We start from the raw sequence: 13,906 nt of genomic DNA on the forward strand, positions 1-13,906 counted from the left end.
CGCCAGGCGTCCGACGGCCATAGTGTGGCGAGGTGGCGCCCTCAGGACGCCCACGACCCGTAAGGACCCATGAACGTCGACATCACCGTCAGGACCCTGATCAGCCGGCCCGTCGCCGTCGTCGCCGAGTACGCCGCCGACCCGCTGAACGCGCCGGAGTGGTATGCGAACATCAAGGCCGTCACGCTCCACACCCCGGAGACGCCGCTCGCCGTCGGCGCTCAGATGGACTTCGTGGCGCACTTCCTGGGCCGGCGGCTCAGCTACACCTACGAGATCACCGAGTACGACCCCGGACGACGGCTGGTCATGCGGACCTCCGACGGCCCGTTCCCGATGCGCACCGCCTACACCTGGTCCGCCGAGGGTGACGCGACCGTGATGACCCTGCAGAACACGGGCACTCCGTCCGGGTTCGGCGCGCTCATGACCCCATTCAAGAGCCTCGCGATGAAGGCCGCGACGACGAAGGACCTCACCCATCTCAAGAGGATCCTGGAGCAGCGCTGACGACGGCAGGGCGCCGTTGTCAGCGAATCAGCGTCGTCGCACAGCATAATGACCCAGCCCTCACCCGTCTGAGCACCCAGACGAGCTTCAAAGACCGAATGAGGTGCCCCTCAACCGAAGCCGCACGTCAAACCGCTGGGACGCTGGCTTCTGCGCCCCACTTACCTGGTGAAACACAGACCACTTGCCTGGTGAAACACAGACCAACGCGGAGATCCCGTCCAAGGTGCAAGTCGGGATTGTGTGCTGGTTAGGCTCGGAACATGAATGACGATCGCGCAATGGATCCAACCTCATCAAGCCGCGCATAAGGAGTCGCAATGGTCCTCGGGTGCGTGGCCGTATGCGTCCTGGGTGTGACTTTCCTGGTCGGCGCCGCCGGATGGTGGTCGTACGCAACAGGAGCCATCGCACTGGCCGGTGCCATCCTGCTCGGATACTTCGGATACCGGAATATCGTTTTGAGCACAAAAAAGTAGAGCACCCCTTGCCTGGAATGCCACGACCACAACGGTTCTCGCCGCTCTGGACAGAGCCTACGACTCGAAACCGGCAATCACTTCAACCTGGGTCAGGCTTAGCGGCTGATACCAAGGCGTCGGCAGTGCGCTCACTCGCATAGAACTCGCGAAATGAGGACACACCGACACTGCAAGGGCTATCGGCACGTCCTCGAAAGGACTTTCGCTCAGACGCCATGGATTTCCAGGACGGATGCAGCTGAGCTCCACCGGTGAACTCTGCTCTCATTGCACCACCTGGAAATTGCCTAGGCTGCGGAAAGACACGGCAGCATGGGCAGAGAGGCGCCTATTTCCAAGAGTTCCAGAGGATGCCCGCGGCTTCGAGCACCCTTACGAACATCTTGCGCCGACGAAAGTCCCCCGCGCAGGGTGCGAAATCTGCCGAAGGTGGGACTCACCTAGCTTGAATCCCACCCGCGACACTCGCGAATGGCGACGATCAGCAGGTTGAGTGGTACCACTGCTTGCAGTGGGACATGCTGCAGTAGTTGCACCAGAGACCTACGCACGCGATGAAGGTTGGCCAGGTCGGGATCGCCCAGATGCATGGTCCGCAGCATTCCCAAAGGCCTTGAATGTCGTAGTCGCAGCACGTTCCTAGGGCCTGACCGGATGAGTCGCAGCAGGCATCATATGCCGCGGTAGAGACGTCGGTGATCGTCTTGCCCCCGCTGGCGGTGAGGAGCTGGGCGTGAGCATCGGGTCGGATCGTCTTCATGACGGTTGCCCCGTCAGTCCACAGAGTTTGGACGGCAACCCGGTCGAATTTTCCGTGGCCGAACTCCTTGGTCACGAGGAATACCGAGGTGTCGTCCAGGATGAGAGCGCATTTGCCGACGGCGTTGCCGCGGGGGCTGAGGGACATGGTGGCTCGAGATTCGGCACTGCGGACTTCGGCGTGCGGATAGCCGGCCTTCAGCGCTTCGACGCGTGCGACTTTGCTCATGGTCGTGAGCTCTGAGGCGGTGGCTTCGCGGGTATTGGCGAATTGCTGGAGGTCCCAGCGAAGGTTGTTCGGGGTGGCCGCTTGGGCTGGCTGTGCGGCACCGAGTACCCCGGCACCGAATCCGATGGAAGCGGCTCCGGAAAGGATTCCCTTCAGGATCGAGCGACGATTTGTGGTCATATCATTTCCTCTGACGAATTCCTACCGGTTGAGCATCCTCCACCGGTAGATGGAAGCACCAATGATGATGAGTGCTCCGCAGCTGGCGACCACGTAGTCGCCAACGTAGTGGAGCGGTGGTGAGAACAAGCCAGCTACCACCAAAGCCGCAAGGAGCGCATTTCGAACAAGATGAAGAGGGCTGACCTTTGAACTCTTCGGTCCGCACCCGCAATCGTTGTCGGCCTTACGAACGAGCGAGACCGTGATGGCGATGCAGAAGACTCCCAGAAGAATGAGGAGGATGATCCCTGGGACGAGCGGCAGCATCCCCGAGGCAAAGAACAGCCCGCACATGAACTCCAACGGCGGTATCACAGCAGCTAGAACTCTCGACACTCCGGCGCCCGTGATCTGGTACCCCATGATTTGGGACCAGAACATGGCGGGGTTACCGAACTTGGAACTGCCGCTCCAGACGAAGAAACCTCCAACTAGGAATCTGCATACTGTAAGCAGCTCATCCAAGAACACTGACAACCCCTTGCTCGGCAGACGCGGTAAGAGTGCAGTTCCAGGGCAGGCGCGCGGTTCCCGACCCTAGAAGTACGTCAAGAAGCGAGTCTATCGGATATTACTAAATATGATAACCAGTAAACAAAAAAATTCTCACCGAAGTGAAGAGTCTAGTCAGCATGGCCTCAATGAGGACCTATCGCACTCGTCCGCTCTACCAGCACACTCATCTATCGGACCTCACTCGGCCTCGGACCAATGGGGGAAGGCCGCTGGCCTGGTCGCTACGCTTCATCGGCCCGGCGATCGTTCACGCGCACGCGGGTCTATCCTTTGGCCCTTTTCAGGCTCTCGAAAAGGTTTATAGGGCGGTCAGCGCCGATCAGTTTCAGTGCGATGAAGGACCTCGCCCGTCTCAAGAGGATCCTGGAGCAGCGCTGATGACGGCTGCTCGCACTCCGGATCGCCGTCGTCGCCCCTGAAACGCGGAGGCCCCCGGAACCATTGCGGTTCCGGGGGCCTCCGCGCAGGAACACCTCAGGCGACGCCGAGATACGCCTCCTTGATCGCCGGGTTGGCCAGGAGTTCCTTTCCGGTCCCCTCGTGCGTGATGGTCCCGGTCTCCAGGACGAACGCACGGTGCGAGCGGGCCAGGGCCTGATTGGCGTTCTGCTCCACCAGCAGCACCGTGGTGCCCTGCTCGTTGATCTCCGTGACGATCTTGAAGATCTGCCGGATGAAATGCGGAGCGAGGCCCATGGACGGCTCATCCAGGAGGAGCAGCTTCGGGTTGGACATCAGCGCCCGCCCGATGGCGAGCATCTGCTGCTCGCCACCGCTCATGGTGCCGCCGAACTGCTTGGACCGCTCCTTGAGCCGCGGGAACAGGTCGAAAACCCGCTCCAGGTCCTTGGCGATCCCCGAGCTGTCCTTCCGGCCGTACGACCCCATGCCCAGGTTCTCCATGACCGTCATCCCCGGGAAGATCCCGCGGCCTTCCGGCGCCTGGGAGATGCCCTTGACCACGCGGAGGTGGGCCTTCATGGACGTGATGTCCTGACCCATGAAGGTGATGCTCCCGGAGGACGGGTTCAGCAGGCCGGACACGGTCCTCATGGTGGTGGTCTTCCCGGCCCCGTTGGCGCCGATGAGGGAGACGATCTCCCCCTCCTCCACGGTGAACGACATGTTGTGAATGGCCTGGATGCGCCCGTAGTGGACGGACACGTTCTTCAGCTCAAGCAAGCTCATCTTCAGGCTCCCCGAGATAGGCGGAAATGACTTTCGGGTCCTCGCGGATCTCCTTGGGCACGGCGTCAGCGATCTTCTTGCCGAACTCCAGCACCACGATGCGGTCCGTCACGCCCATGACCAGCCGCATGTCGTGCTCGATGAGCAGGACCGTGTAGCCGTCATCCCGGATGGTCCGGATGAGCGCCATGAGCTCTTCCTTCTCCGCCGGGTTGAACCCGGCGGCCGGCTCATCCAGGCACAGGACCTTGGGGTCCGTCGCCAGCGCGCGGGCGATCTCGAGCCTGCGCTGGTACCCGTACGGCAGGTGCCGGGACAGATACTGGGCGTGATCGGCGATGCCCACGAACTCCAGGAGGGCCATGCCGCGTTCGATGGCGGACTTCTCCTCCCGGACGTGCGTGGGGAGCCGGAGCAGCGCACCGCCGACGCTCGTCTTATGACGGGCGTCGAGCCCCACCACCACGTTCTCCAGGGCGGTCATCTCGCCGAAGAGGCGGATGTTCTGGAACGTGCGGGCCAGGCCCCGCCGGGTGATCTTGTGCTGGGCCAGGCCGTTGAGAGGCTTGCCTTCCAGCGTGACCGTGCCCGACGTCGGCTTGTACACGCCCGTCATCGCGTTGAAACAGGTGGTCTTCCCGGCCCCGTTGGGACCGATCAGGCCGAGGATCTCACCCCGGTTGATGTCGAAGGTGACGTCGTCCAGGGCCGTGAGACCGCCGAACTTCATGGTCAGGTTCTTCACCCGGACCAGCGGTTCTCCGACGTTGACCGTGATGTCCCGCTCCGGCGCGACCCGTTCGGCCACCTTGAGGTCCACGCCCTGCTCCTTGAGCGCTTCGACGTCGATTTCCGGTTCGACCGAGTCATTCATGGCCGCCCGCCTTCCCGCCGTCGGTGACCACCTGGGCGCGTCGGCCCGTCTGCGGCTCCTTCAGCTTGTTGTACGCCAGCCGCCCGTACGCCAGCAGACGCTGGCGGGCCGGGAGGAGGCCGCCCGAACGGAAGATCATGATGAGCACGAGTGCCACACCGAAGATCAGGTACTTGAACTCCGCGATCGCGGTGAACCGCAGCGGGATGTACGCCACCAGGGCGCCGCCCAGGATGGCTCCGACCTTGTTGCCCGTGCCGCCCAGCACCACGGCGGCCAGGAACAGGATGGAGGTGGCGATGTCGAACTTCTGGTTGTTCACGAAGCCCACCTGACCGGCGAAGAGCGCACCGGAGAGACCGCCCACGGACGCGCCGATGGCGAACGCCCACACCTTGTACTTGAAGGTGGGGACGCCCATGATCTCCGCGGCGTCCTCATCCTCGCGGATGGCGATCCAGGCGCGGCCCACCCGGCTGCGCTCGAGGTTTCCGGCCAGGAGCAGCACGATGATGATGATCGTCAGCGTGAGCCAGTACCAGGGGGTGCCGTTCGAGTTCAGGAAGATCGGCTGTCCGTCGGCATCCGTCCCCGGAGGGTGACCCACGTTCTGGAAACCCACCTGGCCTTTCATGGCCGGGATGATGGTGGCCAGGATGCGGACGATCTCACCGAAGCCGAGCGTGACGATCGCCAGATAGTCACCGCGGAGACGCAGGGTGGGCACACCCAGCATCACCCCGAAGAACATCGTGATCGCCATCGCGAGCGGCAGGGTCCACAGGTAGGGGATGTGCAGGTACGGCGAGTCCGGACTGGTGAACATGGCCGCCGTGTAGGAACCCACGGCGAAGAACGCCACGTAGCCGAGGTCCAGGAGGCCCGCGTAACCGACCACCACGTTCAGGCCCACGGCGACGAGCGCGTAGACCGCCATCTGCGCCAGTGCGATCTGCCAGTTGTTGCCGGGCTCCGTGGTGATGAGCGGAGGGTTCAGGATGGGCAGCAGGTACGCGATGACCACGACCACCATGAGCCAGAGCCACTGGACGTGGCGCGGGAGGGCGTTCCATTTGTCGCCGAGGCCGGGGAACCAGCCTTGACGACGGCGGCCCTTGGCTTCGCGGTCGGCCATCGCCTGCTCGGCGGCGGAGTCGGGGATGAGAGTGGGACCGTCTGTGGTGCTCATGCCTTACTCTTTCCAAGCGAGCTTCCCAGGATGCCCTCGGGACGCACGACCAATACCAGGACCAGGACCACGAACGCCACGACGTCGGTCCACTGGGAACTCCCCAGCAGCACCTGTCCGTAGTTGCCGATCAGACCGATCAGCAGACCGCCCAGGAGGGCGCCGCGCACATTGCCGATGCCGCCCAGGACCGCCGCGGCGAAGGCCTTGACGCCGAGGATGAATCCGCCGTTGTACTGCACGCCGGACGGGATCTTCATGACGTAGAACAAGGCGGCCGCACCGGCCAGGACACCGCCGATCGCGAAGGTGGTGAGGATGATCTTCTCCTTGTTGACGCCCATGAGGGTCGCCGTGTCCGGGTCCTGCGCCACGGCACGGATGCCGCGGCCGGTTTTGGACTTCCGGATGAACTGGTCCGTGGCGATCATCAGGATCACCGCGGCGATGATGATCACCAGTTGCTGGGAGTCGATGATGGTGCCGAACACCTCGAAGATCGGGGTCGGACGGAACATGGTCAGCGCCGCTTCCGGGCTGGGGCCGCGCCACCAGTAGATGAGGTACTGGATGGCGAAGGAGACGCCGATGGCGGTGATGAGGAACGCCAGCCGCGGGGCTTTGCGCTGACGCAGCGGCTTGTAGGCCACACGCTCCACGACGACGGCGGTCAGAGCGGAAGCGATGATCGCCACCACAAGGGCCAACAGCAGATTGCCCACGATCGCCCAGAACGGCAGATGGGGTGCGGACGGACCGAAGTTCAGGGCGCTGAGGGTGAAGAACACCCCGTAGCAGCCGACGATGAAGACTTCGGAATGGGCGAAGTTGATGAGGTTGAGGACGCCGTACACGAGGGTGTACCCGAGGGCCACCAGAGCGTAGATGGCGCCGAAGGTCAGGCCGTCGAACGTGGAGCTCCAGAAGTTCTGGGCCAGGGAGTCGACGTCGAAAGTGATCCAGGTGTCGTCCGTGGGCACTGCGAGTGGCACGGCGTGGATGAGGCTGGGGATTGCTTCACTGATCATGGGAGCTTCCTGAGGTGATCAAGAGAAATGCTGGGGGTACAGATGGCACATACCCCCAGCATTCTTTTGAAACTGCCGACCTTACTTGCCGATCACGCCGATCGGAGCGATCTTGCCGTTTTCGACCTTGTAGCCGTAGACGTCAGGAGTCGCCAGCTCGCCGGTGCCGTCCCACTTGTAGTGCTTGGACAGACCGTCGGCGTCGTAGGCCTTGACCCAGGCGAGGAGATCCGCACGGGTCTGCTTGCCGTGATCGATGCCCGACAGCAGCACGGTGGCGGCGTCGTAGCCTTCAATGGAGTAGGTGCCCGGTTCGGCGTTGGCCAGCTTCTTGTACTCGGACTCGAACGTCGGGATCAGCTCGCCGGGGATGCAGGGGCAGGTGAAGAAGGAGTTCGACGACGCGTCGCCGGCCTGCTTGATGAACTGGTCATCCTTCACGCCGTCCGGACCCACGAAGGATCCGGTGAAGCCCTTGGCCACCAGCTGCTGGTCGAAGGGCGCGGCCTCCGCGTAGTAGCCGGCGTAGTAGACCGTGTCAGCCTTCGAGTTCATGATCTTGGAGATCACCGCGGAGAAGTCCTTCTGACCGGTGACGACCTTGTCGGAGCCGACCATCGCGGACCCGAGGGCCTGCGAGGTCTGGGTGCCCAGGCCGATGCCGTAATCGGAGTCGTCCTGGACGACGTAGACCTTCTTGGCCATCAGCTTGTCCGTGAGGAACTTCGCCGCGGCCGGGCCCTGGACGGCGTCATTGCCCAGAGCGCGGAAGAACGTGGTCCAGCCGTTCTTGGTGAGGTTCGGGTTGGTGGCGGACGGGGTGATGTGCACCAGGCCCTTCTGCTCGAAGATGTTGCCGGTGGCCTTGGACTCGCCGGAGAACGGGAGACCGACGACGCCGATGATGTCCGACTCCGACACGATCTGCGTCACCGGGCCGGTGGCCTTGTTCGGGTCGCCTTCCGTGTCGAACTTCTTGAACTTGACCTGGCAGTCGGGGTTGGCGGCGTTGTGCTGGTTCACGGCCAGCTGGATGCCGTTGAAGATGTTGATGCCCAGCTGGGCGTTGGGGCCGGTTTCCGCACCGGCGTAGGCGATCGTGGTGGTGGCAGGGCACTTGCCCTTGCCATCGCCGGCCGGGAGCACCGCGGCGGCGGGGACATCCACCTTCGAGATCGCGGGGATGTTCACCTTGCTTCCATCGCCACCTGAGGTGGCCGTGGAGCCCGAGCCGCTCTGGTTGGCGCAGCCGGACATCACCATGCCGAGTGCCACCGCCGTAGCCATGACTGAGAGGGCTTTCTTCCTGTACATAAGTGGCCTCCGCGCCAAATCAGGGTCTGATCCATGCACCCGCGGCGGTGTTGCCGCGAGCACTTCCAAGAGAGTACTCCCAGGAATGTGACATAGGCCACACTTTGGCGTCAGGGTTTGATAACGAATACGTCGCCCCACCAGCCAAAACCCCGTGGGGCCTCAGCCAGGGACGCCAGAGCGCCCCGTCCAGGAGGTTCGCGGCCGCCGTCGAGCCTGACCATCGGGGCTCCGGTCCGCCACGCGACGGAAGGAGAACGATGAAGCGCGGCACCCCCTTTCGTGGTGTGCCGCACCCGCTGAAGTGAGCGTAGGGCTCGCGGAACGGCGCTTGGATTCGGGGAGATCACTTTCGTGTAAAGAGTCGGTTACGCCGCCTGGTGTATGGCGGGGTTCCCTCGACAGTGGTCCGGCGCCCGCAACCCGTCGAGTTCTCCGGAACAGCGCTTTGTAAGCTGACTGCATGAACGACGACGGCCGCCGTACCGGCCCTGCCCAGGCCGGTCGTCCGCCGGGGGCATTCAGTATCCGGGCGTTCCGGCTCTTCTGGAGCGCAACGACCCTCCGCGCCGTCGGCAGCTCGATCGCAGGAGTCGCCTTCCAGGTCCTGATCGTCACGGTCATCGCCGCCACGCCGTTCCAGATCGGAATCCTGAGCGCCCTCAGCGTCGTCCCGTATCTCTTCCTCGGCTTGATCATCGGCGCTCTGATGGATCGCTGGAATCGTCAGCGGACCTTGATCCTGACCAGCGTCGGCCGGGCGGTGGTCCTTGCTGCCGTTCCCGTTCTGCTTCTCTGCGACGCACTCAGCTTCTGGACCCTCGCGGCCGTGGTCCTCGCACTGGGTGTCCTGACCCTGTTCGCCCATTCCGCGGAGCAGCCGCTTCTGCCGCATCTGGTCCCTCGGTCCTTGCTGGTGTCGGCAAACGCACGCCTCGGGCAGAGCGAGACCGTGGCGGGCACTGCCGGGCCGGCCCTCGGCGGAGCACTGTTCACTCTCCTCGGGGCCCCGGTCCTCTTCGCCTTCGAGTCGGTGATGCACGCGGTCTCCGCCGTGCTGCAGGCGCAGATCAAGGTCACCGAGGCCGCCCCTCCGCCACGCCCGCAAGGCAGGCACATCGGTCACGACATCGCAGAAGGCCTGCGCTTCACCTACGGCCACAGGACCCTGCGACCGCTCGCGCTCTCGGTGCACACGTGGTTCCTCGGGAACAGCATCGTCGCCACGGTCTTCGCCGTGTTCGTGCTGCGCGACCTCGCTCTGCCCGCATGGGCGCTGGGTGTCGCCCTGGCGTTCGGTGGCGTCGGCGGCTTCCTCGGAGCAGTGCTCGCCCCTTCGATCGGCGCACGGATCGGCGCGGGCCGGGCCATCCTTCTGGGCCGCTCTCTCGTCGTCGTCCCCTGGGCAGTCCTGGCGCTCGTTCCGTTGGGACCGTCCGGCGATCCTTCCGGGCCCATCGCCCTCACCGCAGCCGCTCAATTCCTGTACGGCCTGTCCATGGGAATCGAGGACGCCAACGACATCTCGTACCGTCAGGCGGCCGCACCCGACGAGGTTCAGGGCCGGATGAACGCGACCATCCGCACCACCAACCGCGTCGTCTTCTTCTTCGGCGCCCTGGCCGCAGGAGGACTCGCGACGTGGCTCGGGTACCAGGTCAGTCTCGGTCTGGCGGCGCTGGTGTTCCTGATCGCCGCGCTGATCGTCGCCTTCTCACCCCTGCGCGGTGCCCGCCACGAAGATTTCTCGCGAACGGCGGCCTGAGCAGATCCTTCACCGACTCGGATGCGCCTGCCACGACGCCCTCGGCAGCTCGGGTGTGCACGGCCCTCGCCACAAGTCCCCTCACTCCCCGGGCAGCGCCACCAGGTGGCCGCCTCCGACGTCCCGCAGTTCGCGGCGAGGTCCCCCGGGAACGTCCCAGGAACGGTCGCTGCCCCGCCGACGTCGCTGCCCGCGCTCCCGCGGGCTCACGATCGGCACCGCGTCCAGCAGCTCCCGCGTGTACGGGTGGCGTGGGTCGTCGAAGATCTGCTCGCGGCTCCCCTGCTCCACGATGGCCCCGCGATACATGATCGCCACGGAGGTGCACATGTGCTCCACCACGCTCAGATCGTGCGAGATGAACAGGAAGGATGTCCTCCGCTCTTCCCGCAGATCGCAGAGGAGGTTCACGATCTGCCCCTGAACCGAGACGTCGAGAGCCGAGACCGGCTCGTCCGCCACGACGAACTCGGGCTGCAGCGCCATCGCCCGCGCGATGACGATCCGCTGGCGCTGCCCACCAGAGAACTCATGCGGGTAGCGGTCCAGGGCGTCAGCGCCCATTCCGCACTGTTCCAGCACCTCGATGACCCGCTGCCGTTCGTCGTCGCGGGACGCCAGCCCGTGGGTCCGCATCGGCTCGCCGATGGCCGTGACGATGCGCAGCCGCGGGTTCAGCGCCCCGAAAGGGTCCTGGAACACGTATTGCATCCGCCGCCGGAGTCCACGGAGTTCGGAGCGCGGCAGGTCCAGGATCTCCTGCCCGCGGAACCGCACGGAACCGGCATCCGGCTCGTGCATCCGCAGGACGGCCTGGCCCAGGGTCGTCTTGCCGCTGCCCGACTCACCGACCAGTCCGAACATCTCCCCCTCACGGATGCTCAGGTTCACGCCGTCCACGGCACGCACGGCCTCCCGTGGAGCCCGACGCCCGCCGCCTCGTGCGCGGAACTCCTTCACGACGTCGCGCGCTTCGAGCAGCACCGGCGCGGCATTCCCCGTCACGCGTTCACCCCCGCCGCCTCATGACCGTGCGCGGCCAGCCGGCGCACGTCTTCCGGGATCGTGGGCAGGCGATCCAGCCGCTGTCCCAGCAGTGGGCGGGCGTCGAGCAGCGCCTCCGTGTATGGGTGTTGCGGCTGTTCGAAGATGCTGAACACGTCTCCTCGTTCCACGGTCCGTCCGCCGTACATGACGAGCACCGAATCGGCGACCTCGGCGATGACGCCCAGATCGTGCGTGATGAACAGCATGGCCATCCCGGTCTCGTCGCGAAGCTCCAGCAGCAGGTCGAGGATCTGGGCCTGAACGGTGACGTCCAGCGCCGTCGTCGGCTCATCCGCGATGAGCAGCCGCGGTCCGCAGCAGAGCGCGACGGCGATCATCACCCGCTGCTGCATCCCGCCGGACAGCTCATGAGGATAGGAGCTCATGATCCGCTCCGCAGCGGGAAGGCCCACCCGGCGGAGCCATTCCACCGAGCGATCACGGGCCTCGGCCCGCGAGACGGACTCGTGAGCCCGGATCGTCTCGCTCAGCTGCCGGCCGATCGTGAAGACCGGGTTGAGGGAACGGGCGGGCTCCTGGAAGATCATCCCGACCTCGCCGCCCCGGACACGCTGCAAGGCGGTGCGCCGCAGCGTGAGGACGTCGGCGCCGTCGAACAGCACCTGACCGCCGGAGATCTCCCCCGGTTCGTCCACGAGCTTCAGGAGCGAAAGCGCGGTGAGGCTCTTGCCGGAACCGGACTCCCCCACGATGCCGAGGACCTCTCCCGGGCTGATCTCGAAGCCGACGCGGTCCACCACCACGCGGTGGCCACCGCCCTCAGCCGGGAAGCGCACACTGAGATCCTTCACCTGGACCAGGGGCTCGGTCGCCACGGCGGTCACCTCCCCATCCTGGGATCGAGGACGTCCCGCAGGCGGTCGCCGCGGACGTTGATCGCCGCCACCGTGATCAGGAGCGCGACGCCGGGCGGCACCCACAGCCACCAGTGCTGCTGGAAGTCGATCAGGTTGTTGGCGGCGTTGATCATGTTCCCCCAGGAGGCATTGGGCGGGACGACGCCGAGCCCCAGAAAGCTCAGCGCGGACTCACTGAGGATCCCCGACGCCGTGCTCAGGGTGGCCACGACGATCAGCAGCGGCATGACGTTCGGAAGGAGGTGACGGAACTGGCGCGAAGCGGCGCTCAGGCCCAGCACCTCCGCCGCCCGCATGTACGGGGCCTCGCGCAGGGACAGTACCTGTCCACGGATCAGGCGGGCCAGCGACGGCCAGCCGATCACGCTGAGCAGGACCATCACAATGTAGATCCGCGACTCGGGCGCGACCTTCAGCTCCGAGAGCACGGCCGCCATCACGATGAGCAGCGGCAGGCCCGGAATGGACATGAGGAGGTCCGCGAACCGCATGATGAGCGTGTCGACGATCCCGCCGTAGTACCCCGCCACGAGGCCGAGCACGGCGCCGAGGATCAGGGACAGCAGCATCGAGGCGACCCCGATCGTGAGCGAGATCCGTCCCGCGAGCATGAGCCTCGTCAGGACGTCCCTGCCGTACTCATCGGTGCCCAGCCAGTGGTTCGACGCCGGTCCGTGCTCGGCGATGCGCAGGTTGATCTCCTCGCCGGTGTAGCCCGTGAGCAAGGGTCCGAGGAAACTGAAGAGCAGCATGAAGACGAGCAGGCCGATGCTGATGCTCGCGGCCGGGATCCGCAGCAGGCGGCGGAGCTCCGCCGCACTCCTGCTCGAGGGCGCCGTGCCGTTGGTCGAGGGCGGGCCTTCTGCCGAAATCCCTGCGCCTCTGGTCGAAAGCTCTGTGTCGATATGGCTCATGCCGCCCTCCTCGACCCGAGAAGGCGCACCCGGGGATCCGCGACGGCATAGAGCACGTCGGCCAGGAAGCTGCCCAGGATCGTGAGGAACGCCAGGAGCATGGTGACGGTCATGAGCACCGCGTAGTCGCGCGTCTGCACCGATTCGAGCTGGATCCGCCCGACACCCGGCCAGTTGAAGATCTGTTCCGTGATGATGGCCCCGGAGAACAGCGCCGGAAGCTCGAAAGCCAGGAGCGTGATCGCGGGCAGCAAGGCATTGCGCAGCGCATGGGAGAACACCACGCTGCGCTCCCGCAAGCCCTTCGCCCGGGCCGTGCGGATGAAGTCCGCGTGCAGCGCCTCCAGCATCCCGCTGCGGAAGTAACGGGTGAGCGCACCGGCCCCGAGGAAGGTGAGGATGCCGACCGGGAGCACCATGTGCCGGGCGATCTCCAGGAGCTGGGCGAAGCCATCGGAGGAACTCGCGGTGTCGAGCATGCCGCCCGTCGGCAGCCACCGGAGATCGACCGCGAAGACCTTGATCGCGAGCAGACCGATGAAGAACGACGGCACCGACAGGGAGGCGAACAGTCCCGCGGTCACGAGCCGGTCGAACCAGGAGTACTGCCGGGTCGCCGAGAGCACGCCGCACACCAGGGCGATCGCCCAGGTCAGCACGAATCCCGCGAAGGCGATCACGAAGGAGTTTCCGATCAGCGGCCCGAGGAGTTCCGTCACCGGGCGGTTGTACACCAGGGAGTACCCGAACTCGCCGCGCAGCATGTTGCCCAGCCAGATGAAGTACCGCACCGGCACCGGCTGATCCAGGCCGTTCAGGGCGCGGAGCTCGGCCTTGCGCTGCGGCGTGAGCTGGCGGTTCGAGCTGAAGTAGTCGCCCGGCATGAGGGCGAAGAGGAAGAACACCAGGATGGAGACACCGAACAGCAGCAGTGCCATCAGTCCCAGTCTCTTGAGGACGTAGCGGGTCATGGGAACCGTTCGTAGGGGTG

General features: G+C 65.2%; 13 protein-coding genes. 2 read left to right on the top strand and 11 right to left on the bottom strand.

Annotated elements, in window-relative coordinates; genetic code table 11:
* Positions 1–69 precede the first annotated feature (69 nt).
* On the top strand, positions 70–510 hold the full coding sequence (locus BLV63_RS00910; protein ID WP_066217011.1) for an SRPBCC family protein: 441 nt from the start codon (positions 70–72) through the stop codon (positions 508–510).
* Positions 511–1,473: 963 nt separating this feature from the next.
* Here the strand turns inward: BLV63_RS00910 and BLV63_RS00915 are convergent.
* From BLV63_RS00915 to BLV63_RS00945, 7 genes are all read right to left on the bottom strand, one after another.
* Positions 1,474–2,160, bottom strand: a complete 687-nt coding sequence (locus BLV63_RS00915; RefSeq protein WP_066217009.1) for a hypothetical protein — start codon at positions 2,158–2,160, stop codon at positions 1,474–1,476.
* A 21-nt stretch (positions 2,161–2,181) separates the two neighbouring features.
* The gene (locus tag BLV63_RS00920) at positions 2,182–2,673 is read right to left on the bottom strand and encodes a MauE/DoxX family redox-associated membrane protein (RefSeq protein ID WP_169795537.1); all 492 of its coding nucleotides are present in this window, start codon (positions 2,671–2,673) and stop codon (positions 2,182–2,184) included.
* A 519-nt stretch (positions 2,674–3,192) separates the two neighbouring features.
* A complete protein-coding gene (locus tag BLV63_RS00925; protein WP_066217004.1) occupies positions 3,193–3,906 on the bottom strand; it encodes an ABC transporter ATP-binding protein in 714 nt (237 codons plus the stop codon).
* The gene (locus tag BLV63_RS00930) at positions 3,893–4,780 is read right to left on the bottom strand and encodes an ABC transporter ATP-binding protein (RefSeq protein ID WP_066217001.1); all 888 of its coding nucleotides are present in this window, start codon (positions 4,778–4,780) and stop codon (positions 3,893–3,895) included. The genes BLV63_RS00925 and BLV63_RS00930 overlap by 14 nt, the downstream gene beginning before the upstream one ends.
* On the bottom strand, positions 4,773–5,969 hold the full coding sequence (locus tag BLV63_RS00935) for a branched-chain amino acid ABC transporter permease (RefSeq protein WP_082724304.1): 1,197 nt from the start codon (positions 5,967–5,969) through the stop codon (positions 4,773–4,775). The genes BLV63_RS00930 and BLV63_RS00935 overlap by 8 nt, the downstream gene beginning before the upstream one ends.
* Complete coding sequence (locus BLV63_RS00940) at positions 5,966–6,997, bottom strand: branched-chain amino acid ABC transporter permease (RefSeq protein ID WP_066216998.1); 1,032 nt, start codon at positions 6,995–6,997, stop codon at positions 5,966–5,968. The genes BLV63_RS00935 and BLV63_RS00940 overlap by 4 nt, the downstream gene beginning before the upstream one ends.
* 81 nt (positions 6,998–7,078) lie before the next feature.
* Positions 7,079–8,284, bottom strand: a complete 1,206-nt coding sequence (locus BLV63_RS00945; RefSeq protein WP_243874700.1) for a branched-chain amino acid ABC transporter substrate-binding protein — start codon at positions 8,282–8,284, stop codon at positions 7,079–7,081.
* A 490-nt stretch (positions 8,285–8,774) separates the two neighbouring features.
* Here BLV63_RS00945 and BLV63_RS00950 point away from each other — a divergent pair, with 490 nt between their 5' ends.
* Complete coding sequence (locus BLV63_RS00950; protein WP_066216992.1) at positions 8,775–10,076, top strand: MFS transporter; 1,302 nt, start codon at positions 8,775–8,777, stop codon at positions 10,074–10,076.
* Between the two features lie 81 nt (positions 10,077–10,157).
* On the opposite strand, the gene BLV63_RS00955 is transcribed toward BLV63_RS00950, so the two are convergent.
* The 4 genes from BLV63_RS00955 to BLV63_RS00970 are packed head-to-tail and all read right to left on the bottom strand — an operon-like array spanning position 10,158 to position 13,886.
* The gene (locus BLV63_RS00955; RefSeq protein WP_066216990.1) at positions 10,158–11,081 is read right to left on the bottom strand and encodes an ATP-binding cassette domain-containing protein; all 924 of its coding nucleotides are present in this window, start codon (positions 11,079–11,081) and stop codon (positions 10,158–10,160) included.
* A complete protein-coding gene (locus BLV63_RS00960) occupies positions 11,078–11,959 on the bottom strand; it encodes an ABC transporter ATP-binding protein (RefSeq protein ID WP_139244607.1) in 882 nt (293 codons plus the stop codon). The genes BLV63_RS00955 and BLV63_RS00960 overlap by 4 nt, the downstream gene beginning before the upstream one ends.
* A gap of 5 nt (positions 11,960–11,964) precedes the next feature.
* On the bottom strand, positions 11,965–12,915 hold the full coding sequence (locus tag BLV63_RS00965) for an ABC transporter permease (RefSeq protein ID WP_082724302.1): 951 nt from the start codon (positions 12,913–12,915) through the stop codon (positions 11,965–11,967).
* Positions 12,912–13,886: an ABC transporter permease gene (locus tag BLV63_RS00970; protein ID WP_066216985.1), complete on the bottom strand. Its 975-nt coding sequence runs from the start codon at positions 13,884–13,886 to the stop codon at positions 12,912–12,914. The genes BLV63_RS00965 and BLV63_RS00970 overlap by 4 nt, the downstream gene beginning before the upstream one ends.
* Positions 13,887–13,906: the final 20 nt, after the last annotated feature.

Source organism: Arthrobacter woluwensis (genome assembly GCF_900105345.1).
Taxonomy (GTDB): domain Bacteria; phylum Actinomycetota; class Actinomycetes; order Actinomycetales; family Micrococcaceae; genus Arthrobacter_E; species Arthrobacter_E woluwensis.